23 protein-coding genes are annotated in these 24,899 nt (G+C 63.4%); 18 read left to right on the top strand and 5 right to left on the bottom strand.

All coding sequences use genetic code 11. The features are described from left to right. Positions 1-28 precede the first annotated feature (28 nt). Positions 29-1,975 carry an alkyl/aryl-sulfatase gene (locus tag KMZ68_RS08730; protein ID WP_215615387.1) on the top strand — a complete coding sequence of 649 codons (1,947 nt, stop codon included), beginning with the start codon at positions 29-31 and terminating at the stop codon, positions 1,973-1,975. A gap of 138 nt (positions 1,976-2,113) precedes the next feature. Here the strand turns inward: KMZ68_RS08730 and KMZ68_RS08735 are convergent, their stop codons facing one another. From KMZ68_RS08735 to fixL, 4 genes are all read right to left on the bottom strand, one after another. Further along, positions 2,114-2,803, bottom strand: a complete 690-nt coding sequence (locus KMZ68_RS08735; protein ID WP_215615388.1) for a helix-turn-helix domain-containing protein — start codon at positions 2,801-2,803, stop codon at positions 2,114-2,116. A gap of 104 nt (positions 2,804-2,907) precedes the next feature. Beyond that, positions 2,908-3,315 carry a response regulator gene (locus tag KMZ68_RS08740; protein WP_215615389.1) on the bottom strand — a complete coding sequence of 136 codons (408 nt, stop codon included), beginning with the start codon at positions 3,313-3,315 and terminating at the stop codon, positions 2,908-2,910. A gap of 96 nt (positions 3,316-3,411) precedes the next feature. After that, complete coding sequence (gene fixJ, locus KMZ68_RS08745) at positions 3,412-4,029, bottom strand: response regulator FixJ (protein ID WP_215615390.1); 618 nt, start codon at positions 4,027-4,029, stop codon at positions 3,412-3,414. A 2-nt stretch (positions 4,030-4,031) separates the two neighbouring features. Beyond that, complete coding sequence (gene fixL, locus KMZ68_RS08750) at positions 4,032-5,552, bottom strand: sensor protein FixL (RefSeq protein WP_215615391.1); 1,521 nt, start codon at positions 5,550-5,552, stop codon at positions 4,032-4,034. 305 nt (positions 5,553-5,857) lie between these two features. On the opposite strand from fixL, the gene KMZ68_RS08755 reads away from it, so the two are divergent. The 10 genes from KMZ68_RS08755 to ccoS all read left to right on the top strand — a co-directional run bounded on the left by KMZ68_RS08755 (position 5,858) and on the right by ccoS (position 15,249). Beyond that, a complete protein-coding gene (locus KMZ68_RS08755) occupies positions 5,858-6,685 on the top strand; it encodes a universal stress protein (RefSeq protein ID WP_215615392.1) in 828 nt (275 codons plus the stop codon). Positions 6,686-6,723: 38 nt separating this feature from the next. After that, positions 6,724-7,155 (top strand): CBS domain-containing protein, encoded by a 432-nt coding sequence (locus KMZ68_RS08760; protein WP_215615393.1) that lies wholly within the window; start codon positions 6,724-6,726, stop codon positions 7,153-7,155. Between the two features lie 195 nt (positions 7,156-7,350). After that, the gene (gene ccoN, locus KMZ68_RS08765) at positions 7,351-8,970 is read left to right on the top strand and encodes a cytochrome-c oxidase, cbb3-type subunit I (RefSeq protein WP_371741465.1); all 1,620 of its coding nucleotides are present in this window, start codon (positions 7,351-7,353) and stop codon (positions 8,968-8,970) included. Positions 8,971-8,981: 11 nt separating this feature from the next. Further along, complete coding sequence (gene ccoO, locus KMZ68_RS08770) at positions 8,982-9,716, top strand: cytochrome-c oxidase, cbb3-type subunit II (RefSeq protein ID WP_215615395.1); 735 nt, start codon at positions 8,982-8,984, stop codon at positions 9,714-9,716. A gap of 13 nt (positions 9,717-9,729) precedes the next feature. Beyond that, a complete protein-coding gene (locus KMZ68_RS08775; protein ID WP_215602866.1) occupies positions 9,730-9,894 on the top strand; it encodes a cbb3-type cytochrome c oxidase subunit 3 in 165 nt (54 codons plus the stop codon). A gap of 3 nt (positions 9,895-9,897) precedes the next feature. Beyond that, entirely contained in the window at positions 9,898-10,770 is an 873-nt protein-coding gene (ccoP, locus tag KMZ68_RS08780) for a cytochrome-c oxidase, cbb3-type subunit III (RefSeq protein WP_215615396.1), read from the top strand. A 103-nt stretch (positions 10,771-10,873) separates the two neighbouring features. Then, positions 10,874-12,340 (top strand): cytochrome c oxidase accessory protein CcoG, encoded by a 1,467-nt coding sequence (gene ccoG / locus KMZ68_RS08785; RefSeq protein ID WP_215615397.1) that lies wholly within the window; start codon positions 10,874-10,876, stop codon positions 12,338-12,340. Between the two features lie 17 nt (positions 12,341-12,357). Further along, positions 12,358-12,858, top strand: coding sequence for a FixH family protein (locus tag KMZ68_RS08790; protein ID WP_215615398.1), 501 nt, complete (start codon positions 12,358-12,360; stop codon positions 12,856-12,858). Between the two features lie 13 nt (positions 12,859-12,871). After that, positions 12,872-15,064 carry a cation-translocating P-type ATPase gene (locus KMZ68_RS08795; protein WP_215615399.1) on the top strand — a complete coding sequence of 731 codons (2,193 nt, stop codon included), beginning with the start codon at positions 12,872-12,874 and terminating at the stop codon, positions 15,062-15,064. Then, positions 15,064-15,249, top strand: a complete 186-nt coding sequence (ccoS, locus tag KMZ68_RS08800) for a cbb3-type cytochrome oxidase assembly protein CcoS (RefSeq protein WP_215602861.1) — start codon at positions 15,064-15,066, stop codon at positions 15,247-15,249. The genes KMZ68_RS08795 and ccoS overlap by 1 nt, the downstream gene beginning before the upstream one ends. Positions 15,250-15,328: 79 nt before the next feature. Here the strand turns inward: ccoS and glgA are convergent, their stop codons facing one another. After that, entirely contained in the window at positions 15,329-16,744 is a 1,416-nt protein-coding gene (gene glgA / locus KMZ68_RS08805; protein WP_215615400.1) for a glycogen synthase GlgA, read from the bottom strand. A gap of 158 nt (positions 16,745-16,902) precedes the next feature. On the opposite strand from glgA, the gene KMZ68_RS08810 reads away from it, so the two are divergent. The 7 genes from KMZ68_RS08810 (at position 16,903) to KMZ68_RS08840 (ending at position 24,773) form a co-directional block, all read left to right on the top strand. Further along, positions 16,903-18,108, top strand: a complete 1,206-nt coding sequence (locus tag KMZ68_RS08810; protein WP_215615401.1) for a CaiB/BaiF CoA transferase family protein — start codon at positions 16,903-16,905, stop codon at positions 18,106-18,108. A 144-nt stretch (positions 18,109-18,252) separates the two neighbouring features. After that, positions 18,253-19,794: an ABC transporter substrate-binding protein gene (locus KMZ68_RS08815; protein ID WP_215615402.1), complete on the top strand. Its 1,542-nt coding sequence runs from the start codon at positions 18,253-18,255 to the stop codon at positions 19,792-19,794. 6 nt (positions 19,795-19,800) lie between these two features. Beyond that, on the top strand, positions 19,801-20,751 hold the full coding sequence (locus KMZ68_RS08820) for an ABC transporter permease (protein ID WP_215615403.1): 951 nt from the start codon (positions 19,801-19,803) through the stop codon (positions 20,749-20,751). Then, complete coding sequence (locus tag KMZ68_RS08825; RefSeq protein WP_215615404.1) at positions 20,738-21,610, top strand: ABC transporter permease; 873 nt, start codon at positions 20,738-20,740, stop codon at positions 21,608-21,610. Before KMZ68_RS08820 ends, KMZ68_RS08825 begins: the two co-directional genes overlap by 14 nt. Further along, positions 21,607-22,602 carry an ABC transporter ATP-binding protein gene (locus tag KMZ68_RS08830; protein ID WP_249779570.1) on the top strand — a complete coding sequence of 332 codons (996 nt, stop codon included), beginning with the start codon at positions 21,607-21,609 and terminating at the stop codon, positions 22,600-22,602. The genes KMZ68_RS08825 and KMZ68_RS08830 overlap by 4 nt, the downstream gene beginning before the upstream one ends. Next, on the top strand, positions 22,602-23,588 hold the full coding sequence (locus KMZ68_RS08835) for an ABC transporter ATP-binding protein (protein WP_215615405.1): 987 nt from the start codon (positions 22,602-22,604) through the stop codon (positions 23,586-23,588). Before KMZ68_RS08830 ends, KMZ68_RS08835 begins: the two co-directional genes overlap by 1 nt. 120 nt (positions 23,589-23,708) lie before the next feature. Next, entirely contained in the window at positions 23,709-24,773 is a 1,065-nt protein-coding gene (locus KMZ68_RS08840) for an alcohol dehydrogenase (protein ID WP_215615406.1), read from the top strand. Positions 24,774-24,899 lie beyond the last annotated feature (126 nt).

A 24,899-nucleotide genomic window follows, 5' to 3' on the forward strand; every position in this document is an offset into this window, starting at 1 on the left:
TTTTCGCTACGCGAGGGAGGGCAATAACATGACCCAGACGGCAACCATCGAAACACCCAGGGAAACACCGAAGGAAGCCTCGGCACCGGTCGTGGCGCAGCATGCGGCGACGCTGAAAGCACTTCCATTTTCGGATACGCGCGATTTCGATGAAGCGGCCCGCGGCTTTCTCGGCACGGTGGAAAATGCGCGGATTGCTTCGGCGCAGGGCAGGGTGATCTGGAGCCTCGAGCCCTATGCTTTCCTCTCGGGCGAACAAAATCCCCCGACGGTCGACCCGAGCCTGTGGCGGCAGTCGCGCCTCAACATGCATCACGGACTGTTCGAGGTGGTGCCCGGCGTCTATCAGGTGCGCGGCCTCGACATCGCCAACATGACCCTGATCGAGGGCGACAGGGGCGTGATCGTGGTGGATACCTTGACCTCGATCGAAGGCGCGCGCGCCGCGATGGAGCTGTATTTCAAGCACCGCGGCCTGCGGCCGGTGGTGGCCGTCATCTTCACCCACACCCATACCGACCACTGGGGCGGCGCGCGCGGCGTGCTCGAAGAGGACGTACTGGCGAGCGGCAGCGTCCCGATCATCGCGCCGAATCTGTTCATGGAACATGCGGTTTCGGAAAACATCATCGCCGGCCCGGCGATGCTGCGGCGGGCGCAATATCAGTTCGGGCCGCTGCTGGCCAAGGGTCCGCGCGGGCAGATCGATTGCGGCCTCGGCAAGTCGATGGCGGCAGGCTCGGTCGCGCTGTTGCGCCCCTCGGATCTGATCATGGCGACCGGCGACAGGCGCACCATCGACGGGGTCGAATTCGAATTCCAGATGGCGCCGAACTCCGAGGCGCCGGCGGAAATGCATTTCTTCATTCCGCGCTACAAGCTCCTGAACCTGGCCGAGAACTGCACGCATAATTTCCACAATCTGCTGCCGTTCCGCGGCGCCGATGTGCGCGACGCGCTCGCCTGGTCGAAATATCTCGGCGAAGCCCTGCAGATGTGGGGCGGCAAGGCGGATGCGATGTGCGGCCAGCACCACTGGCCGGTCTGGGGCCGGGAACGCATCGACACCATGATCCGGCAGCAGCGCGACCTCTATAAATTCGCGCATGACCAGACCATCCGCCTGATGAACCATGGCCTCACCGCCACCGAGATCGCCGAGACCATCAAGCTGCCGGCGAGCCTCGACGGCGCCTGGCATGCGCGGGGTTACTACGGCCACATCCGGCATAATGTGAAGGCGATCTACCAGAAATATCTCGGCTGGTACGACGCCAATCCGGTCAACCTCGATCCGCTGCCGCCGGTCGAGGCCGGCAGGAAATATGTCGAATACATGGGCGGCGCCGACGCGATCCTGGCGCGCGCGGCCAAGGACTTCGCCAAGGGCGAATTTCGCTTCGTCGCGCAGGCGCTGAGCCATCTGGTGTTTGCGGACCCCGACAATCAGACGGCCCGCGCGTTGCTCGCCGACACCTTCGAGCAACTCGGCTATGCCGCGGAGAGCGCGACCTGGCGCAACGCCTATCTGTTCGGGGCGCAGGAGCTGCGGCAGGGCATGCCGAAGGTGCCGCCGCGCGCGCCGATGCCGCGCGAAACGCTGGCGGCCTTGCGGTCAGAGCAATTGTGGGACGTGCTGGGGGTCCGGCTCAACGGCCCCAAGGCCGAAGGCAAGCACATCGTGCTCAACTGGAACTTCAGCGATACCGGCGAGACCTTCGTTCTCACCCTGGAGAACAGCGCGCTGACCTACGTTGCGGGCGCGCAGGCAGCTGTTGCGGACGCCGGATTCACGCTGCCGCGCGGCGTGCTCGACGAGGTGATTGCCAAGCTGACGTCGTTCCCGGAAGCAGTGGCTGCCGGCAAGATCAAGGTCAGCGGCAATCCGATGCGGCTGGCGGAACTGATGGGGCTGATGGACGAATTCCCGCGGATGTTCGAGATCGTCGAACCGAAGCGGACGCCGGTAAGCTAGGCTGCGAGCCGATACGCACGGGTGCGTTCAATGCACCGGTATCAATCCTCGGCGCGGGCCCGAGGGGAGAGCGAAACAAACATGCCCAGAGATATCGTCTCTGGGCATGTCTTTTTGGGGAGAGGGAGGAGCAGATGCTCAGGCGTCCATATTGTGCAGGCGCTGGCGGTTGCGCAGCACGATCTGGCGGGCGCCGGAAAATCCGAGCACGCCCTGGGCGTGGAGCTGCGAAAGTGCGCGCGAGACCGTTTCCAGCGTCAGGCCGAGATAATCGCCGATATCGCGGCGGCACATCGGCAGTGCCATCATGCCTGCGACGGCCAGCCGGCGGTCCATTTCCAGAAGGAAGGTGGCGACCCGCTCCATCGCGGTCTTGCGTCCGAGCAGCAGCATGTGATCTTCGGCGTGGCGGAGGTCGCCGGCGGTCATGGTCCAGAGGTTGCGCGCGACCTTGACGTCAACGCCCGCGGCCTGTTCCAGGCTGCGGCGCTTCACCAGCCGCACGGTGGTGTCGATAATGGCTTCCGCGGCGAGCCGATGGGAGGCTCCCGATTCGAGCCCGAAAACGTCGCCCGGCAGATGGAATGCGCCGATCTGACGGCGTCCGTCGGAAAGCAGCTTGTAGCTGCGGACCGCGCCGGAAATCACCTGATAGACGTATTCCGCAGGTTCATCCTCACCGTAGATTTCCTCATCCTTCTTGTAGCTGAATTCGGTGGCGATCAGGCCGGCATGTCCGGTGACCGCGCCAAACTGGTCGAGAGCGGGGTAGGGGAGCGGGCTTACTCGGCTGGCGACTGCGGAAGTGGTGAGGGACTGGGTGAGCATTGGTCATCTCCTTGCGGCGGATGGCCAATTGCTACGGGGAATGATCGAGTCTGAAAATTTCGTGCGATATCTTAAGGGGGTTTACCTACGTATATTCCCGTAGGTCACAGCCCGGTTCCGGGGCCGGCGGTGGGGCCGCCGTCCTGTATTGCCCCTCGAATCCGCGTCACCAGGCTCTCTTCGAGCAGGGGTTTCAGCAGCACATCGCGCACGCCTGCCGCCGCAGCCCTGGCCGAGATGTTCTCGTCGGGGTAGCCGGTAATGAGAATGATCGGCGCCATCATGTCCCGGTTGCGCAGGCGCCTGGCCAGATCGATGCCGTTGATATCGGGCATCTTGTAGTCGATCACAAAGCAGTCCACGCCGGTCGAACGGACGGCACTCAGCAGCGCCGCGCCGTTCCTGAAGGTGCGGACGTTGAAGCCGTCCGTTTCAAGGAGAAAGCGCAGCGAGCCGAGGACATCGGCGTCGTCGTCGACCACGTAGACAGTAGGTTTTGCGGGTGCCGACATCCTGGAATCCCCGCCCCCCGAGTGCAAATCTGATTGATGCATGGAATAAGCTAACACCCATTCCGGGCAACATGGCTTGATTTAGCTCAATGATCTTCAGTCCTTGAGCAGGCCGGCCCGCATCGCCAGCCGCACCAACTCCGAGAGGCTATTGGCCTGCATCTTGGTCATCACGTTGGCCCGGTAGACCTCGATGGTGCGGGGACTGATGTCGTAGTCGCGGGCGATCAGCTTGTTGGAAAGCCCTGCGATCAGGCCTTCCATGACCTGACGTTCGCGCGGGCTGAGCGTCGCGACCCGCGCTGCGATGTCGTGGGTGACCGCCTCGTCCTTGGCCGCCGGCTCCGCCTGGCGGATGGCTGCCTCGATCATGCCGACCAGGCGGTCGTCCTCGAACGGCTTCTCGAGAAAGTCGACCGCTCCCAGTTTCATCGCCTCGACCGCCAGCGGGACATCGCCATGCCCGGTCATGATCAGAATCGGAAACGTGCTGTGGGTTGCCTTCAAGCGCTTGAGAAGCTCGATGCCGTCGATGCCCGGCATGCGCACGTCGGAGACCACGCATCCAAACTCGAGGCCCGGCAGCATATCGAGAAAATTCCGGGCGGTTTCGAACAGCGTGACGCTGAAGCCGGCCGAGTCGAGCAGGAAGTTCAGCGAATCCCGCATCGCCTCGTCGTCGTCGATGACATAAACTCTTCCCTTGTTCGGCATGTTCAGCTCTCGTTTGGCGCTACGGGCAGCGTGAAGCGGAACGTTGCGCCCCCCGCAGCGTTGCTTTCGGCCAACATCCGGCCGCCATGGGCTTCGATGATCGAGCGGCTGATGGAGAGTCCCACCCCCATCCCGGTCTCCTTTGTCGTAAAGAACGTCTGGAACAGGTTGGGCTTGACGTCATCCTGGAATCCGGACCCGGTATCGGACACTTCGACTTCGACCATGTCGTCCGCCGCCTTGGCGTTGGTTACGGTCAGTTCCCGTCGCGGCGATTGCGCCATCGCCTCCAGCGCGTTGCGGAACAGGTTTACGAGCACCTGCTGAATCTGCACCCGATCCGCCAGCACCTGATCGCACTCCGGATCGAGATTGAAGCGAAGCTGGACGCTCTGTTCGCGGGCGCCCGCCAGGCCGAGCGCGCCGGCCTCTTCGATCAGTTTCGACAGGCTTTCGACGCGCTTCTCGGATTCCCCTCGCGAAACGAAGTCGCGCAGACGGCGTATGATCTGGCCGGCGCGAAGCGCCTGCTCGGCGGCGCGGTCCATGGCCGTTTCGATCTTCGGCGCATTTGGATCGGTGCTGCCGGCGAGCAGCCTGCGCGAGCCCTTCATGTAGTTGCTGATAGCGGCGAGGGGCTGATTGAGCTCATGGGCGAGCGCAGAGGCCATTTCTCCCATCGCGGTCAGCCGCGAGACGTGGACCAGTTCGGACTGCAATTCCTGCAGCCGTGCCTGGGTTTGCTGATGCTCGGTCAGGTCGCGCACGAAACCGGTAAAGTAGGGCTCGCCGCCGGACTGCATTTCGCCGATCGACAGGTGCATCGGAAAAGTCGTGCCGTCCTTGCGTTTGCCCGTCACGATCCGCCCGATGCCGACGATGTGTCGCTCGCCTGTCGACCGGTAGCGCGCGAGATAGCTGTCGTGACGCGCGCTGTCCGGGTGGGGCATCAGCAAGCTGACATTTTGGCCAACGGCTTCCTGCTCGGAATATCCGAACTGGCGCTCGGCCGCGGCAGAGAAGAACTGGATGATGCCACGTCCGTCGATCACGATCATGGCGTCCGGGACCGTATCGAGGATCGAGCGGAGGTGGCTTTCCCGCGTCTTCAGCGCCTCTTCGAGCTGCTTCTCCTCGTCGAGATCGAGAACCAGTCCGCTGAGATGACGTGCGACCCCGGCCGCGTCCTTGACGAGGCCGCCGCGGATGCGAAGCCAGTGGCCGGGTTCGGCCGTTCCGCCGATCTTGAAGGAGACGTCCAGATTGCCGCCGGTCTCGACAACCCTCTTTATTGCCTGTTCGGTGCGCTCGCGGTCTTTCGGCTGGAGCAGCGAAAGGAACAGCTGGTAGGTCACTGGCGTGCCGCGGGCGATGCCGAACAGGCTCCGCGTGGTGTCGGACCAGTCCAAATCTCGGGTCGCGAGCTCAAGATCCCAGGTTCCGACCCCGAATCCCTCGATTTTGAGCCTGAAATGTTCATTTCCGGCGGAGTGGTCTGGCGACGATTGCGTTGTGCCGGTCACGTCCAAGCCTTCACTTCAAGCCTTCACTTCCGCTATCCGGTCTCCCGCCAGCATGAACCGGCAAGATTCGGGTGTGGCGATCCTATACGAGATTGACGCCCGTGAGGGCGCCGACGGCCGCAACTGCGGCGCCGAACCGGCAATTTCGCCCGACGGCGACGCGGACGCAAGGCCTGCCCGGAGCCCCTTCCGAAAGACGGCCGGGTCGGCCGCCGCGCAAAATTCACTGCGGTTGGAGGCAGTTTGATCTATCTCATCCTGGCCCCCGATTCCGGGCCTACAATTATTTGTAATGGAGAAATTGAATGAGTTATGCGACCGTCATGGTCAATCTGGCGCTTGACCAGCCCAACGAGGCTCGTCTCGAAGCTGCCGGCCAGATCGCTGAGAAATTTGACGCAGGGATTGTCGGGATTGCGGCGTCGCAGTTCAGCCCGCCGCTCTATTTCACCTCGGGAGAGCAGGCCCAAAATCTGATCGACCAGGGTCAGGCGGCGCTGAAAAAGCGCATCTCGGAGCTGGAAGCGCAATTCCGCGGGTCGGTCAAGAATCGGGCCAAATTTGTCGAATGGCGCAGTGCTCTCGACTTTCCGGCGCGTTTCATCCTGCAGCAGGCGCGTTGCGCCGACCTCATCGTCAGCGGCGGGCACAGCGATGCGCTTTCCGATCCATTTGCGATGGCCAGCCCGAAGGATCTGGTGATGCAGGCGGGCCGCCCGCTGCTGGTGGTCCCCGACACCGCCAACTGGCTCGATTTGCGCAGCGTGCTGGTGGCGTGGAAGGACACCACCGAGGCACGGCGGGCGATCGCCGATTCGCTGCCGTTGCTGCGCAAGGCCAAATACGTCACCGTCGCGGAGGTCGTGGAAGCGGGGGACAGCCGTCCGGCCGCCGTCTTGCGGGTTCGCGATGTCGTGGCATGGCTGGTGCGCCACGGTGTCACCGCCACCGAACTGGTGCCGGAGAAGCACGGCGCCGCCACCGATCGGCTCGACGAAATAGCCGCCGATGTCGGCGCCGGTGTTGTCGTCGCGGGTGCCTATGGCCATTCGCGATTCCGCGAACTGATTCTCGGCGGCATGACGCAGCATCTCATTACCCAGACCACCCGTTGCGTGCTGCTGTCGCACTAGGGCGATAGCGCAACGGCCAGAACCGACAGGATTGCGCCTTGTACAAATTTCTCGAGGAAACCGTCGCCGGCCACATGACGCGCGATGTCAGGACGGTGACGCGCGACCTCGGCGTGCGTGAACTGGGCGATCTGTTCGAGCGCGACGATTTCAACGCCTATCCGGTCGAGGAGGACGGGCAGATTATCGGCATCGTCACCAAGTTCGATTTCCTGAAGTGCTTTGCATTCACGCCGAACCAGATGGTTCCGCGCTACGACGATTTGATGAAGCGAACCGTCGCCGACATCATGACGTCGGAGTTCATCTATGTGCGCTCCGACACCAAACTGACGCGGGTGCTGCAGCTGATGGTCGAGCATCGCTTCAGGAGCGTCCCCGCGATCGACAGCGGCCATCGATTGGCTGGCATTATTTCCCGTGAGGATATTCTCAGGGCGCTCGAGGCCTGCTCCGGCGGCGGCGCTTGAGTGAGCGGACGCTCAGGGCTCGCAGAGTCCTTGATACTTAGACCAAAGGCGACTGCCGTGCGTCGCTGGACTCGATGAAGATCACCAAACTTAACGAAATTGATCTCGATCAAATCGCCGCCGGCGCGATTGTGGTTGTTAGATTCGTGTCCTCAAGAGAGATTCCACATGAGCCAAGCCGCTAGTTTGAAGAAGATGACCATTGGTGAAAGTGGCTTGACGGTCGTATTCGCAGCGACCGCCTTTCTGTGCATGATCGGCGCAGCGAAAGCCCTTGATGCTCCCTTCGCATTCCATGCCTCGCTCGGTGCCGCCGCCAGTCTCGCGGCGGTCTTTGCGATTCTGAACCGCTATTTCGATCGCCCGGCGACGCTGCCGCCGCAGGAAATCAACGGCAAGCCCAATTACAATCTGGGCCCGATCAAGTTCGCCTCCTTCATGGCGGTATTCTGGGGCATTGCCGGATTCACCGTCGGGTTGCTGATCGCTTCCCAGCTGGCGTGGCCGGCGCTCAATTTCGATCTGCCGTGGACGAGCTTCGGCCGGCTGCGGCCGCTGCATACCTCGGCCGTGATCTTCGCATTCGGCGGCAACGTCCTGCTCGCGACATCGTTCTATGTGGTGCAGAAGAGTTCGCGCGTGCGGCTGGCCGGCTACATCGCGCCGTGGTTCGTGGTGCTCGGCTACAACTTCTTCATCGTGATCGCCGGGACCGGCTATCTGCTCGGCGTAACGCAGGGCAAGGAGTACGCGGAGCCGGAGTGGTATGCCGACCTCTGGCTGACCATCGTCTGGGTCGTGTACTTGCTGGTGTTCCTGGTGACGCTGATCAAGCGCAAGGAACCGCATATCTTCGTCGCCAACTGGTTCTACCTGGCGTTCATCGTGACGATCGCCGTGCTCCACCTCGGCAACAATCCGCCGCTGCCGGTGTCGGTGTTCGGCTCCAAGTCGTACATCGCCTGGGGCGGCGTGCAGGATGCGATGTTCCAGTGGTGGTATGGCCATAATGCGGTCGGCTTCTTCCTGACCGCCGGCTTCCTCGCCATCATGTACTACTTCGTTCCGAAACGCGCCGAGCGGCCGATCTACTCGTACCGGCTGTCGATCATTCACTTCTGGGCGCTGATCTTCCTCTACATCTGGGCCGGTCCCCATCATCTGCACTACACCGCGCTGCCCGACTGGGCCCAGACCCTGGGCATGACCTTCTCGATCATGCTCTGGATGCCCTCCTGGGGCGGCATGATCAACGGCCTGATGACGCTGTCGGGTGCCTGGGACAAGCTTCGCACCGATCCAGTGCTGCGCATGCTCGTGGTGTCGGTCGCCTTCTACGGCATGTCGACGTTCGAAGGTCCGATGATGTCGATCAAGGTCGTGAACTCGCTCAGCCATTATACTGATTGGACTATCGGTCACGTCCATTCGGGTGCGCTGGGCTGGGTTGGGTTCGTCTCGTTCGGCGCGCTCTACTGCTTGGTTCCGTGGCTATGGGATCGCAAGCTGTACAGTCTCAAGCTCGTGAACTGGCACTTCTGGGTCGCGACCATCGGTATCGTCCTCTACATCTCCGCGATGTGGGTATCCGGGATCTTGCAGGGTCTGATGTGGCGTGCCTACACGTCGCTGGGCTTCCTCGAATACTCCTTCATCGAGACCGTGGAAGCGATGCATCCATTCTACATCATCCGCGCCGCTGGAGGAGCGTTGTTCCTGGTCGGGTCACTGATCATGGCGTACAATCTCTGGATGACGGTGCGCGCCGGCGAGGCGGAAGTGCAATCGCCCGTCGCTCTTCAGCCGGCGGAATGAGGAGCGGTTAAATGTCTTTCTGGACTCGACACCAAATTTTCGAAAAGAATTCGATCATTCTGATCGGAGGCATCCTTGCCATGATCGCGGTTGGCGGTCTGGTCGAGATTACCCCGCTCTTCTACCTGAAGAGCACGATCGAGGTGGTCGATGGCGTCAGGCCGTACACTCCGCTGGAGCTCGCGGGGCGCAACATCTACGTCCGCGAGGGCTGTTATCTCTGCCACTCGCAGATGGTCCGCCCGCTGCGCGATGAGGTCGAGCGTTACGGTCACTTCTCGCTGGCGGCCGAGAGCATGTACGACCATCCGTTCCAGTGGGGATCGAAGCGGACCGGCCCCGATCTGGCCCGGGTCGGCGCAAAATATTCCGACGACTGGCATGTGACGCATCTGGTCAATCCGCGTGCCATCGTGCCGCAGTCGGTGATGCCCGGATATCCCTATCTGGCCGCGACTGAAGTCGACGCCACCGGTATTGCAGACCATCTGCGGACCAACCGCATCATCGGCGTGCCCTATTCGGATGACCAGGTTGCCAACGCCGCCGCCGATATGAAGGCGCAGGCCGATCCCGACAACGCCGGGGTGGAAGCATTCACCAAGCGCTATCCGAAGGCCGTCGCTCGCAACTTCGACGGCAAGGGCGGTGCTCCGACCGAGATGGACGCGCTGGTCGCGTACCTGCAGATGCTCGGCACCCTCGTCGACTTCAAGCTTTACAACGAAAAAGCAAATCTTCGCTGAGAAGGCTCAAACGATGAAAGCAATCCTAACGGTCCAGAATATCACCTCGGATTTCGTCACGACCTTCTGGACGCCGATGTTCGTCGGGATATTTCTCGCAATCGTGACTTACGCACTCTGGCCCCGCAACAAGGCAACTTTCGACGAGGCGGCGAGAATGCCGTTGCGGGAGGAATAGAACATGGCTGAGCACAATGAAATCGACCAAGTCACCGGTACCGCGACCACGGGTCATCAGTGGGACGGCATCAAGGAACTGAACACCCCGCTGCCGCGCTGGTGGGTCATCACCTTCTACATCACGATCGTCTGGGCGATCGGTTACTGGATCGTCTATCCGGCGTGGCCGCTGGTGGCGAGCCACACCACCGGTCTGTTCGGGTACTCGTCCCGGGCCGATGTCGCCGTCGAACTCGCCAACCTGGAAAAGATCCGCGGCGACAAGATGGTGAAGCTCGGGGCGGCGTCGCTGGTCGAAATCGAGAAGGATCCGGCGTTGCTCGCGCTCGCCCGCGCCCGCGGCAAGACGGTGTTTGGCGACAATTGCGCGCCGTGCCACGGCAGCGGCGGCGCCGGCGCCAAGGGCTATCCCAACCTGAACGACGACGAGTGGATCTGGGGCGGCTCGCTCGACAAGATCCTGGAGACGATTCAGTACGGCGCGCGCTCCGGGCACGCCAAAGCTCACGAAGGCGCCATGCTCGCCTTTGGCAAGGACGGCGTCCTGAAAAAGGAAGAGATCGTCACCGTCGCCAACTACGTCCGCTCGCTGTCCGGGCTGTCCACCGGCAAGGGATATGACGCCAAAGCAGGCGCCAAGATCTTCGCGGACAACTGCGTCTCCTGTCACGGCGACGCCGGCAAGGGCAACCAGGAACTCGGTGCGCCGAATCTCACCGACAAGATCTGGCTCTATGGGTCCGACGAGGCCACCCTGGTCGAAACCATCAGCAACGGCCGTGCCGGCGTCATGCCCGCATGGGTGGGGCGTCTCGACCCCTCCACGATCAAGGCCTTGGCGGTGTACGTCCACTCGCTTGGCGGGGGCCAATAAGCCAGGATTCGGCTGGGAAATCCTGGATATCGTTTGAGCTGGATCAACTCCGCACGCGGAGTTGAGTCTAGGTTCAAACGACAATGCGAGATAAATCCCTGCGATGAACAAACCTGTTCCACCGACCGAGTTGCAACAATACGAAGACGACGCGCCGCTCTATGCGGCGCGCAAGAAGGTCTACCCGCAAAAGGTCTCCGGCACCTTCCGCCGCATCAAATGGGGCCTGATGGCGTTCTGCCTCGGGGTCTATTACCTGCTGCCGTTCGTGCGATGGAACCGCGGCCTCGGCGCGCCGGATCAGGCGGTACTGGTCGATCTTCCCAACAGCCGCTTCTACTTCTTCTTCATCGAGCTGTGGCCGCAGGAGGTATACTATTTTACCGGGCTGCTGATCGTCGCTGCCATTACCCTGTTCCTGATGAACTCGGTGGGCGGCCGGATCTGGTGCGGATATCTCTGCCCGCAGACGGTGTGGACTGATCTGTTCTACGCCGTCGAACGCCTGGTCGAGGGGGACCGGCGCGAGCGCATGCGCAAGGACGCCGCGGGCGGCACCATGAAGCTGCAGCGTTTCGCCGAGATCGGGCTGAAGCACGCAATCTGGCTGATGATCGCCTGGTGGACCGGCGGCGCCTGGGTTCTCTATTTCAACGACGCGCCGACGCTGGTGAAGCAACTCGTCTTCTTCCAGGCGCCGATGCTGGCCTATATCTGGATCGCGATCCTGACGGCGACGACCTATGTGCTGGCCGGTTTCATGCGCGAACAGGTCTGCGTCTACATGTGCCCGTGGCCGCGGATCCAGGCCGCGCTGACCGACGAATGGGCGCTGAACGTCACCTACAAATACGACCGGGGCGAAAAGCGGACCTCACTGAAGAAGGCAAAGGATTTGCGGGCGCTCGGTCAGCCGGTCGGCGACTGCATCGACTGCTATCAATGCGTCGCCGTCTGCCCCACCGGTATCGATATCCGCGACGGCGCGCAGCTCGAGTGCATCCAGTGCGGCCTGTGCATCGATGCCTGCGATACCGTGATGAAGAAGATAGGCAGGGAAACCCGTCTGATCGGATACGACAACGACATCAACATCCACCGGCGCCAGGCCGGCAAACCGCCGATCTACCGCTTCGTCCGGCCGCGCACCATCGTCTACAGCGCCATGATCGCTACCGTCGGTGCGATCATGCTGTACGCCATGTTGACGCGGTCGCTGCTCGACATCAACGTATTGCACGACCGCAATCCGGTCGCGATAAAACTGAGCGACGGATCGATCCGCAACGCCTATACCGTTCGGCTCTTGAACAAGCGCGGCTTCGACCGGGTGATTGCGATCGACATCGACGGCCCGACCAATGCCACCGTTCATGTCGTCGGCGCCGATTCCGTGACTCCAGACCGTCCCATGATCATCCTCGGACGGGATCAGACCACCGAACTGCGGCTGCTGGTTACCGCACCCGCCGAGAACAACCCCGAGAAATCGATTCCGGTTCGGTTCCGGGTCACCGATATCGGGCTCGGCGAGGTGACGTCGGCGACCGATAATTTCGTCTCTCCGTGATGGCAAGGAAGTTTACCATGAGCAGACCGCCCGTTTCGCCGAAGCCGCTGACCGGGGGCAAGGTGCTCGTCATGCTCCTTGCATTCTTCGGCGTGGTGATCGGGGCCAACATGATCATGATGCGGCTCGCGATCCAGACGCTGCCCGGCACCGAGGTCGACAGCGCCTACAGTGCGAGCCTCGCCTACGAGAAGGAGATCATGGCCGCCCACGATCAGAACGCGCGCAACTGGAAGGTCGACGCCCGGATCCAGCGCGGTCCGAACGGCGGCGCGATGCTGCTGGTGGAGGCGCGGGACAACAATGGCCGGCCGATGACCGGGTTGAAATTCCTCGGGCGCTTCGAGCGGCCGACCGACCGCCGCGCCGATCAGCCGGTGGAACTCGCCGAAACCGGGATCGGCATCTATCGCGGCAACGCGGCGGCGATTGCGCCCGGTCAATGGGATCTGGTGCTCGAAGGCGACGCGGCGGGACGGCGGATGTTCCTTTCGAAGAACCGCGTATTGCTGAACTAACGGAGACCGCATCATGCAGGCGACGCGGGATTTTTCGCATTATGTGAAGGACGCCGGTTCGGGTCTCTCACATATCGATTTGGCTGTGGAAGGCGTCAGCTGTGCCGGATGCATGTCGAAGATCGAACGCGGGCTTTCGGCGTTACCCGATGTCACGCTGGCGCGCGTCAATCTGACCGACCGCCGCGTGGCGCTGGAATGGAAGCAGGGCGCGCTCGATCCCGCCCGTTTCATCGACCGGCTCGCCGAACTCGGATACAAAGCCTATCCGTTCGAAACCGCAGGCGCGGAAGCGGCCGAAGCCGAACAGTCGCGCTTTCTGCTGCGCTGCCTCGGTGTCGCGGCGTTCGCCACCATGAACGTAATGATGCTGTCGATTCCGGTGTGGTCCGGCAACGTCAGCGACATGATCCCCGAACAGCGCGATTTCTTCCATTGGCTGTCGGCGCTGATCGCGCTGCCAGCCGCGGCCTATGCCGGCCAGCCCTTCTTCAAATCGGCCTGGAGCGCACTGCGCACGGGCAACGTCAATATGGACGTGCCGATCTCGATCGGCGTTATCCTCGCGCTCGGCATGTCACTGGTGGAGACGGCAAACCACGCCGAGCATGCCTATTTCGATGCGGCGATCATGCTGCTGACCTTCCTGCTGGTGGGGCGCTATCTCGACCAGAGCATGCGGCGGCGGACCCGGGCGGTGGCGGGAAACCTCGCCGCGCTGAAGGCCGAGACCGCGACCAAGTTCGTCGGTGCCGACGAGATCACCGTCGTGCCTGTAGCGGCGATCGATCCCGGCGATATCGTGCTGCTGCGGCCGGGCGAGCGCTGCGCGGTCGACGGCACGGTCATCGAGGGCCGGTCCGAAATCGACCAGAGCCTGATTACCGGAGAGACCCGCCACGTCGATGCGGAGCAGGGCACCTCGGTCTATGCGGGTTCCCTCAACATGACAGGAACCTTGCGGGTTCGCGTTTCGGCCGCGTCGGAAGGCACGCTGCTGGCGGAGATCACCCGGCTGCTCGACAACGCGCTGCAGGCCCGCTCGCGCTACGTGCGCCTCGCCGACCGGGCATCGCGGCTTTACGCGCCGGTGGTGCATGCCACCGCGCTGCTGACGATCCTCGGTTGGGTTCTGGCGGGTGCGAGCTGGCACGACGCTATCGTCACCGGGGTCGCGGTTCTCATCATTACCTGTCCGTGTGCGCTTGGCCTTGCCATTCCCACCGTGCAGACAGTGGCGTCCGGCGCCATGTTCCGGGCCGGCGTGCTGCTCAATTCCGGCGATTCCATCGAACGGCTCGCCGATGTCGACCATGTCATCTTTGACAAGACGGGAACGCTGACGCTGCCCGATCTCGAAGTCGTCAACGCATCAGGCATTCCCGATGACGTGTTCCGCCTTGCTGGGCAGCTTGCACTTGCGAGCCACCATCCGGTCGCAGCTGCCGTGGCGCGGGCCTCGGAGGCGAAAGCGCCGCTTGCCGGTGCAGTCGAGGAATCCGGCCAGGGTGTGCGCGCACTGCTCAACGGCAAGGAGCTCAGGCTCGGACGGCCGTCGTTCTGTGGGGCCGAGCAGCTGGCAGAGGACAGCCTGCGCCTCGATCCGGAAGCCTCCGCCGTGGCGTTCAGCAACGGCGATGCAAAATACGTGTTCTGCGTCCGGCAGGGCCTGCGCCCCGATGCGCAAGCCGTGATCTCCGGGCTGCAGAAGCGCCACGTCAAGGTTGAAATTCTTTCGGGCGACCGCGAGCCCGCGGTTCGGGCGGCGGCGCGCGCGCTTGGCGTCAGCGACTGGCGGGCGGGCGTGACGCCGGCCGACAAGATCGCACGCATCGAAGAACTGAAGGGGCAGGGCTCCAGGGTGATGATGGTCGGTGACGGGCTGAACGATGCGCCGGCGCTGGCGGCAGCGCACGTCTCGATGTCGCCGATCAGTGCCGCGCATCTCAGTCAGGCGACCGCCGATCTGGTTTTTCTCGGCAAGCCGCTGGCCCCCGTGGTCGCGGCCATCGACTTCTCGCGCAAGGCGCTGCTGTTGATGCGGCAGAACCTCTGGCTCGCGGTCGGTTACAATTTCCTGGCGGTGCCGATTGCCATCAGCGGGGTGGTGACACCGCTGATTGCGGCGGCGGCGATGTCCGGCTCCTCGATCCTGGTCATGCTGAACGCGCTCCGCGCGCGCAGCGTCGCGAACGGGAGGTCATGATGGAAGTGCTCGTGATTCTGGTGCCGCTGGCACTGGCGCTTGGGCTGGTCGGCCTGCTCGCCTTTCTCTGGTCGCTGAAGAGCGGACAGTATGACGATCTCGACGGCGCCGCCTGGCGTGCCATCGCGGATGACGAGCCGGCGCGGGAGCCGCCGCCGGCCGAGGCGAAGCCTTCGAAGGCCTGAAGCCGGTTGCCCAGCCGCCACTTGGTCTCCGCGACCGTCATGCCGTTCCATTCCTGCCAGCAGCGGCGCGGAATGACGGCTAAGGCGACAACGCCTTCCGGTACAGCGCGTCGTAGCAGGCGGCCGAAATATCCCAGCTGAACGACCGCGACATCGCGCTGCGGCGCATCGCATCGAGGCGGTCCTTCGCCATGAAGGCCGCGAACGCGCGCCTGATGCCGCCGAGAAAGGATTCGGTCGAGGGCCGGTCGAACAGAAATCCGGTCTCGCCGTCCCTGATGGTTTCGGCGAGGCCGCCGGTCTGGTGGCCGATCGGCAGCGATCCGAACCGCTGTGCATACATCTGGCTCAGGCCGCAGGGTTCGAACCGCGACGGCATCAGGGTGAAATCGCTGCCGGCGAAAATCCGCCGGGCCTGTCCGTCGTTGAAACCGATGGCGACGCCGATCGCATCCGGCCGGCGGCGATGCGCATCGACCAGCGCCTGCTCGATATCGGGTTCGCCGCTGCCGGTGACGATGATCTGGCCGCCGGCCTCGATGATCTCGTCCGCTGCCGCCAGCACGAGGTCGACGCCCTTCTGGTGCACGAGGCGGGCGACGAGGCCGAAGATCGGACCGCGCGACAGCGCCAGGCCGAACTGCTGGCGGACGTAATCGGCATTCGCCTGCTTGCCGTCCCAATCGCCGGCGCCGAACGGCTGCGCCAGTTGCGCGCAAACCCTGGGATCCCAGCTTTCGTCGATGCCGTTCAATATCCCCGTCAATTGCGCGGCCTCAGAACGCCGCCGAAGCAGGCCCTCGAGCCCGCAGCCGAGTTCCGAAGTGGTGATCTCCTTCGCATAGGTCTCGCTTACGGTCGTCAGATGGGACGCGTAGACCAGACCGCCCTTGAGGAAGGAGAGCTTGTCGTAGAATTCGAGGCCATCGATATGGAAGGAGTCTGCGGGAGCGCCGATCCGGCGCAACGACTCCTTCGGGAACAGTCCCTGATAGGCCAGATTGTGGATGGTCAGAATGGTCGGGATCTTGACCGCGTTCCAGGCAAGATAGGCCGGCACCAGCGCGGCCTGCCAGTCATTGGCGTGAACCAGGTCAGCTGCCCAATTCTTGTCCAGCGTGCCTGCCGCCAATTGCGCAGCGGCGGAGGCAAGTCGCCCGAACCGCACGTCGTTGTCCGGCCAATCCCGGCCCGAAATATCGCCATAGGGATTGCCGGGGCGGTCATAAAGTTGCGGGCAGAGCAGGACGTAGACCGGCAGCCCATCCCGGGTGGAAGTCAGCCCCAGCGAGCAGGCCGGCATGTCCGCCAGCGCGGCGCACTGACCGACGATCTGGATGTGCAGGAATTGTTCGACGACGTCCCGGTAACCGGGGAGGATGATCCGGACGTCGCTGAGGGAGCGCAAGGCCCGCGGCAGGGCCGCCGAAACGGCCGCGAGCCCGCCCACCCGGACGAAGTCATCCATCTCCGTGGTAGCGAACAGGACTCTCAAGAAACGCCCTCGTACCAGCGCTAACTTGGACTATGCAAGAACGGTTCCAGTTTTTCGGCAGCGGCTCGCATTTGTAGGTGCCGGGAGAAACGCTTCCCAGGCCGGGCGGCGCAATTTAGGGTCTCGCCGCGCCGGGCAGCGCCTGGGAGGAATTTGCTATGACAGTAGCTGAGCGCGATGAGGGTAATTTGACAAAGAGCTTCCATGGCCTGCGCGTACTCGATTTTTCGACCACCATTGCCGGCCCGCATTGCACGCGGATGCTGGCCGACATGGGGGCGGAGGTCATCAAGATCGAGACCGCCGAGGGCGAGACGATGCGTACCCGTCCGCCGGTCCGCAACATGTGCAGCACCGCCTTCGGCCAGCTCAATATCGGCAAGAACAGCCTCGTGCTCGATCTGAAGTCGCCTGAAGGGATCGAGGTCGTTCGCCGGCTGATCGCGAGCACCGACGTGCTCGTCGAGAACTTTCGTCCCGGTGTGATGCGGCGGCTGAAGCTGGATTACGACTCGCTGCAATCGCTCAATCCGAAGCTGATCTATTGTTCGATCTCCGGATACGGCCAGACCGGGCCGTCGGCCGAACTGCCGGCCTACGCGCCGGTGATCCATGCCGCCTCGGGTTACGACATGGCCCACCTGGCCTATCAACCCGGACGAAGCCGGCCGGACTATTGCGGGATCTATCACGCCGACGTGCTCACCGGCGTCTATGCCTTCGGCGCCATTTCGGCGGCATTGTATCAGCGCCACCTCACGCAGCACGGCCAGCACATCGACGTCTCGATGCTGGAATCGATGTTGAGCCTGACGCTCAATGAATTGCAGTGGTCGCAATTCGAGGTGAAGCCGACCCAGCGTCCGATGTTCGGGCCGATCGCCACCGCGGACGGCTACGTGATGGTGGCCGTCGCCAGCGAGAAGACCTTTCAGGGCCTGATGAAGGTGATCGGCCATCCGGAGTGGGTCACCGATCCGCGTTTCGCCGTCTATGCCGATCGCCGCGACAACTGGGCGGACCTGATCAACGGCGTCGAAGCCTGGTCGCAGTCGGTGACGACCGAAAAATGCCTCGCCGCGCTGAACGGCGAGGGCGTTCCCAGTTCGGCCTACCGCACGGTGAACGAAGCCCTGAGCGATCCGCAGATCGCGCATCGCGGCGCTTTGGCCGAGGTGCAGGATGGCGGCGGCACGTTCAAGGTTCTCAACCTGCCGTTCCGCATGTCCGGAGCCAAGGTCTCGGCGGCGAAGCGGATGGCGACCCTGGGCGAACACACGGTCGCCTATCTCCGCGAGACCGGTCTGTCGGAAGATGAAATTGCGGCCTTCACGGGGAAGCGGCGGATGGCTGTACCGGGCTGACGCAACGCGTCGCCCCAAGGACCTGCGGCTTTTCATCCAGCGCCCATGATGCGGACTTGCCGCCGCCTGCGATTCCAGCCAATCTGCCGCGCAGTCATCGACGATCCGGAATACCGGACGTTCGGCATCTTGGAGGGAGCACCAATGACAGCGGCAATCCGCGTGCGCACGCTTGCGCAGATATTTCATGTGGCGGCATTTGGCATTGCCTTGGCTGCAAGCCCCGCCAGCGCCCAGAAGCAGGGCGGCAGCATCACCATGGGGCTCGAGCTCGATATTCCCGGTTTCGATCCGCTGAAGGTCGGCGTGTTCGATACGGCCGCGGGATCGGCGGCCGCGGCGATCTTCGACACGCTCACCTATCTCGACGACAAGGGCGTGGCGCAGCCGAAGCTGGCGCTGTCCTGGACGCACTCGGACGATTTCAAGACCTGGACGTTCAAGCTGCGGCCCGGCGTCAAGTTCCATGATGGCACGCCGTTCAATGCCCAGGCGGTCAAGGAGAATTACGACCGGCAGAAGGATCCGGCCAACAAGTGCCGATGCGCGTTCTACGTCGCGTTCATCAACAATGTGCAGGCGCCTGACGAGCTGACTGTCGTATTCAATCTGAACGATCCGTCGGTAAATCTGCCCGCGATCGTTTCGCCTCCCGGTGCGAACTTCGTGGTCCAGTCGCCGACGGCGTGGAAGACCAAGGGCGCCGACTACAACCGCAATCCCGTCGGTACCGGTCCCTATATCCCGAAGTCATGGATCGCTGGCGACCGCATGGTGCTGGAAAGGAATCCGGACTACTGGGACAAGGGCCGTATCTATCTTGACCGGATCATTCTGAAGCCGCTGCCGGATGCGCAGTCGCGCTTTGCCAGTCTGCAGTCGGGTGAGGCCGATATCGTCTGGGATGATGAGTACGACGCCGACAATATTCAGCGGGCGGAAAAGGATCCGAAGCTGAAGGTGCATACCTATGCGGGCTCCGGCGCCGCGGTCGCCGCTTTCAACACCAAGGTCGCGCCGTTGGACGATGTCCGCGTGCGCCAGGCGCTGGTGATGGCGCTTGATCGCAAGAAGATGTCGCAGGCGCTCACCAATGGCCTCGCCCGGCCGGCCTCCAACCCCTATGGCGACGGCTCGTGGGTGAAGTGCAAGGATGACGGCGCGCTGCCCTACGACCTTGAAAAGGCCAAGGCGCTGATCAAGGACTACGGCAAGCCGGTCGATTTCAAGATGCTCTTCACCGCAACGCCGCGCGGACGTGCCGGCGGTCAGGTTTTGCAGCAATTCTGGAAGCAGGCCGGCGCCAATATGGAGATCGAACAGGTCGACCAGGCCACGTTCCCTCCACGCGCCTTCATGCGCCAGTTCCAGGTGATAGGGTGGCGGATCATCGATCTCGCTGATCCCGACGTCCAGATGTATGCCAATTTCCACACCGGCAGCCCGGTCGCGCTGGCCAACTACTCGAATCCGGAGCTCGACAAACTGCTCGAGCATGCGCGGGTCACTGCCGATCAGGACAAGCGGATCGAGGATTACTGCGCGATCAGCCGGCACATCAACCAGCAGGCGCTCTGGTTCTGGACCTTCCAGAACACCTATTACGCGATGTCGAGTGCGAAGGTGAAAGGCCTGCCGAAGATGTACAGCGGAGTGATCGACGTATCCCGCGTCTGGCTGGATTAACTCCGTATGCTGTTCTTTGTCGCGCGAAAGTTCCTGTACCTGGTACCGGTCCTGATCGCGGTGTCGCTGCTGACATTCCTGATCGCCTCGCTTCTGCCGGGCGATCTCGCCTACACGATCCTCGGCGATCAGGCGACACCGGAAACGGTCGCGGCGTTGCGCCGCGACATGGGGTTGGATCAACCGATCTGGATCCGCTATTTCGGCTGGCTCGGTCACGTCCTGCAGGGTGACTTCGGCCGGTCGTTCCGCACCGGGCAAACCGTGTTGCAGGCGGTGTCCGAGCGGCTTCCGATCTCGTTCGAACTGATGATCCTGGCCGAGATCATGTGCCTCGCGATCGGCATTCCGCTGGCGATTGTTTGCGCGGCGCGCAGCGGCGGCCCCTTCGATCGCTTCATGACCGGCACCGCCTTCGGCATGCTGTCGGTGCCGACCTTCCTGTCGGCGATCCTGCTGATCTATCTGTTCGCGGTCGAGCTTCGCTGGCTGCCGGCGACCGGATATGTCCCGTTCGGCGAGGATCCGGCCGCGAATCTGCGCTTCATGGTGTTGCCGGCCTTGACGCTGGCGCTCGCCGAGTGGCCGGGGATCATGCGTGTGCTGCGTTCCGACATGATCGCGACCCTGCAGGAGGACTATATCGCGCTGGCCAAGGCCAAGGGATTGAAGGCGTCGCGCATCCTGTTCGTGCATGCGCTCAAGCCCTCGTCGCTCACGCTGGTCACGATCACCGGAATCAACATTGGACGATTGATCGGTGGCGCCGTGATCGTGGAGACGATTTTTGCGCTGCCGGGAATCGGCCGGCTTCTCGTCGGCGCGATCGCCACCCGCGACCTCATCATCCTGCAGGGCGTGGTGTTGCTGGTTGGAGCAGGATTCGTGCTGCTGAACTTCATCGTCGATATGCTCTACGCCGCTCTCGATCCAAGGATCCGTCATGGCCACGCTTGAACTCAGCATCGACCAGGATGTTGCACAAGCGCCGACGCGGCGGGGCCGCCGGCTCGGACCGCTATTCTGGATCGCGATCGGCTGGGTGATCTTCGTGTTTGCAGTGGCGATATTCGCCGATGTGCTGCCGTTGCCGAGCCCGACCGACATGGACATGCTGGAGAAGCGCGCGCCGTTCTCGATGGCCCACTGGTTGGGCACCGACGGCCTTGGCCGGGATGAATTGTCCCGGGTGATCCATGGAGCGCGGATATCGCTGGTCGTAGGGATTTGTGCACCGATCATCGGGCTCACGCTCGGCGGCGCGCTCGGAATGCTGGCGGGCTATTTCCGCGGCCGGTTCGAGTCGCTGGTGGTCGGCAGCATGGACGTGCTGCTGGCGTTTCCGCCGTTGATCCTGGCGCTGGCCGTGACCGCCTATCTCGGACAATCAATCCTGAACCTCACCTTTATTCTGGGCGTGCTCGGTATTCCTGCCTTCATGCGGGTGGCGCGCGCCACCACGCTCACGCTGGCGCGGCGCGAATTCGTGATCGCGGCGCAGGCGCTCGGCGCGACGCATGCGCGCATCCTGCTGCGCGAGCTGTTGCCCAATGTCATGCTGCCGCTGCTGGCGTTCTTTCTGCTCGGTGTCGCCGTCACCATCGTGGTGGAAGGGGCGCTGTCGTTCCTCGGCCTCGGCGTGCCGCCGCCGATATCGAGCTGGGGCAGCATGATCGGGGAGGGGCGCCAAAGTCTCGAGATGGCGCCCAGGCTCGCCTTCATTCCTGCGATCGCGATGTTCCTGACCGTGCTTGCCTTCAACCTGATCGGCGACACGCTGCGCGCCCTGACCGATCCGCGGCAGGGCGCGCTGTGACCGGATCCGTGCTGCTTTCGGTCGAGGGGGTTGCGGTCGATCTGCCGACGCCGCGCGGCAATCTTCGCGCCGTGGATCAGGTCGACCTCGTGGTCGGCGCCGGGCGGACGCTGGGTATCGTCGGCGAATCCGGTTGCGGCAAGACCATGCTGTCGCGCGCTATCCTGCAACTGCTGCCGAAGAAGGCAAAGCTTTCCGGCCGCGTGATGTTCGACGGGCAGAACCTCGTGGGCATGGATCCCGAACGCCTGCGCAAGCTGCGTGGACGGTCGCTCGCGGTGGTCTTCCAGGACCCGATGACCTCGCTCAATCCGGTGCTGACCATCGGCACGCAACTGATCGAGACGCTGCAGGAGCATCTCGAACTCGATGGCCAGGCCGCGAAAATGCGCAGCATCGAGTTGCTCGCGGCGGTCGGCATCCCCGCGCCGGAACAGCGACTGATGCAATACCCGCATCAGCTCTCCGGCGGCATGCGGCAGCGGGTGGCGATTGCGATCGCGCTGTCCTGCGAACCGAAGCTGTTGATCGCCGACGAGCCGACCACCGCGCTCGACGTCACCATCCAGGCGCAGATCCTCGATCTCCTGGCGCGCGAGCAGCGCCGCCGCCACATGGCGATGATCATCATCACCCATGACCTCGGCGTGGTGGCCGGCCGCACCGACGAGGTCGCGGTGATGTATGCCGGCCGCGTCGTCGAGCGCGCGCCGACGCCCGACCTGTTCAAGAAGATGCACATGCCCTACACCGAGGCGCTGCTGGCGGCGATCCCGAAGCTCGATACCGCGCCGCATACGCCGCTGCCGGCGATTTCCGGACGTCCGCCGGACCCGACCCGGCCGATCAAGGGCTGCTCGTTCTCGCCGCGTTGCCGCTATGCCGCCGGGCTCTGTCATCAGGAGAAACCCCGGCTCACGGTTGCGGAAACTCCCGACCACCAATTCGCCTGCTTCCACCCGATTCTGGCGCCGGCAGGAGCTGGCGTGTGATGCAGGAAAGCAAGGAGTCCCTTTCGCGCGATCCGCTGCTCAAGGTCGAGCATCTGGTCGTCGAATATGCGGTCGGCGGCCACGTCGTCCACGCGGTGTCGGACGTCAGTCTCGAAGTCGCGCGCGGAGAGACGCTTGGCCTGGTCGGCGAATCCGGCTGCGGCAAGTCGACGCTCGGCCGCGCGGTGCTGCAGTTGCGCAGGGCTCAATCCGGCCGCGTCCTGTTCGACGGCCATGATCTCACCGCGATGCATGGCGATGCCTTGCGCAAGATGCGCCAGCGCGTGCAACTGATCTTCCAGGATCCGATCGCCTCGCTCAATCCGCGGCGGCGGATCGGCGATATCGTCGCCGAGCCGCTGGTGATCGCGGGCGTTAAGGATCCGGAGAAGCGCCACCAGATGGTGTGCGACGTGCTCGGCGCGGTCGGCCTCGATCCCAATCTGGTGATGGGACGGCTGCCGCACGAATTTTCCGGCGGACAATGCCAGCGCATCTGCATCGCGCGTGCACTGGTGCTCAATCCCGAATTCATCATCTGCGACGAGCCGGTGTCGGCGCTCGACGTGTCGATCCGTGCCCAGATCCTGAATCTGCTGGAAGACATGAAGGCGCGGTTCGGGCTGACGCTGCTGTTCATCGCCCACGATCTCGCGGTCGTGAAAGCGGTCAGCGACCGGGTGGCGGTGATGTATCTCGGCCGGCTCTGCGAGGTCGGCCCGTCCGAGCAGTTGTTCGCCCAGCCCGCGCATCCCTATACCGCGCTGCTGCTCGAAGCGATCCCGGTGCCGGATCCCGACGTCCGCCCGGCCGAAAGCGTGGCGGTCGGCGAGCCGCCGTCGCCGATTGCGCCGCCTTCCGGCTGCCGTTTTCGCACCCGTTGCCCGCGGGCGGACCAGCGCTGCAGCATTGAGGTCCCGGAACTTCGCGAGGTGGCCGCACGCCAGTTCGTGGCCTGCCATCATCCATTGATCGGGGCGGACTAAGCGTCTAACAACGGTCGAAGCATTTTGTTTTGATGCGTTTTCCCAGCGCGAACCGGTGCCCACTTCGCTCGAAAACGCCATGCTATCAGGCCAAAAGCAAGAACCATCGGGAGAGACGCGATGAAGAGTTTCCAGGTTGCCGATTTCAACGCCCCCTTGAAGGAAGTGGACCAGCCGACGCCGCAACCATCCGGCACGCAGGTCCTGGTCAAGGTGAAGGCGGCCGGCGTCTGCCACAGCGACCTGCACATCTGGGAAGGCGGCTACGATCTCGGCCACGGCCGCAAGCCGCTGTCGCTCAGGGATCGCGGCGTGTCGCTGCCGCGCACGATGGGACATGAGACCGTCGGCGAGGTGGTGGCGTTCGGGCCGGATGCCAAGGCCGACACCGCAGGCCTCAAGGTAGGCGATGTCGCGCTGGTCTATCCCTGGCTCGGCTGCGGCAAATGCGAAACCTGCCTCGCCGGCGACGAGAATATGTGCCTGAAGCCGAATTCGCTCGGCGTCTACTGCGACGGCGGCTATGCCGATCACATGACGGTGCCGCATCCGAAATATCTGCTCAATTTGAAGGGGCTCGATCCCGTCACCGCGGCGCCTTACGCCTGCTCGGGCGTCACCACCTACAGCGCGCTGAAGAAGGTGGAGAAGGATTTCAACACGCCGATCGTCATCATCGGCGCCGGCGGTCTCGGCCTGATGGCGCTGTCGCTGTTGAAGGCGATGGGCGGCAAGGGCGCCATCGTCGTCGACATCGATGCGCGCAAGCGCGAAGCCGCCGAGAAGGCCGGCGCGCTCGCGACCGTCGATGGTGGCGCGCCCGACGCGCTGGAGCAGCTCGCGCAAAAGGCCGGCGGCCCGATCCGGGCGGTGATTGATCTCGTCGGCAACGCCAAGACCACGCAGCTCGGCTTCGACTGCCTGAGCAAGGGCGGCAAGCTCGTCATCGTCGGCCTGTTCGGCGGCGGCGCCACCTTTGCGCTGCCGCTGATTCCGATCAAGGCGATCACCATCCAGGGCAGTTATGTCGGTAACCTCCGCGAGACCCAGGAACTGCTCGATCTCGTACGCGACAAGAAAGTGCCGCCGATCCCGGTGACCCCGATGCCGCTCGCCAGGGCCAATGATGCGCTGGTCGACCTGCAGAAGGGCCGGCTGGTCGGCCGCGCGGTATTGACGCCGTAGGGGACATTTCAAGTACGGTGGCTTCATCCTTCGAGACGCGGCCAAATGGTCGCTCCTCAGGATGAGGTCCATCACCCTCATGGTGAGGAGCGCGGCAACGGCGCGTGTCTCGAACCATGAGGCCAC

Origin of the sequence: Bradyrhizobium sediminis (assembly GCF_018736105.1) — a bacterium.
Taxonomy (GTDB): domain Bacteria; phylum Pseudomonadota; class Alphaproteobacteria; order Rhizobiales; family Xanthobacteraceae; genus Bradyrhizobium.